At 55.9% G+C, this 622-nt stretch carries 1 rRNA gene; it reads left to right on the top strand.

The window, feature by feature from the left end:
* Positions 1–622: ribosomal RNA gene (locus LMF89_RS25485) — 23S ribosomal RNA — on the top strand; the annotation flags it as partial.

Genomic DNA, 622 nt, shown 5'->3' with positions numbered 1-622 from the left:
ACGGTCCTAAGGTAGCGAAATTCCTTGTCGGGTAAGTTCCGACCCGCACGAAAGGCGTAACGATCTGGGCACTGTCTCAACGAGAGACTCGGTGAAATTATAGTACCTGTGAAGATGCAGGTTACCCGCGACAGGACGGAAAGACCCCGTGGAGCTTTACTGCAGCCTGATATTGAATTTTGGTACAGCTTGTACAGGATAGGTAGGAGCCTTGGAAGCCGGAGCGCCAGCTTCGGTGGAGGCGTCGGTGGGATACTACCCTGGCTGTATTGAAATTCTAACCCGCGCCCCTTATCGGGGCGGGAGACAGTGTCAGGCGGGCAGTTTGACTGGGGCGGTCGCCTCCTAAAATGTAACGGAGGCGCCCAAAGGTTCCCTCAGAATGGTTGGAAATCATTCGCAGAGTGTAAAGGCACAAGGGAGCTTGACTGCGAGACCTACAAGTCGAGCAGGGACGAAAGTCGGGCTTAGTGATCCGGTGGTTCCGCATGGAAGGGCCATCGCTCAACGGATAAAAGCTACCCCGGGGATAACAGGCTTATCTCCCCCAAGAGTCCACATCGACGGGGAGGTTTGGCACCTCGATGTCGGCTCATCGCATCCTGGGGCTGTAGTCGGTCCC

Source organism: Pelosinus baikalensis, assembly GCF_020819555.1.
Taxonomy (GTDB): Bacteria; Bacillota; Negativicutes; order DSM-13327; family DSM-13327; genus Pelosinus; species Pelosinus baikalensis.
This window is presented reverse-complemented; position numbering and strand designations above follow the sequence as displayed.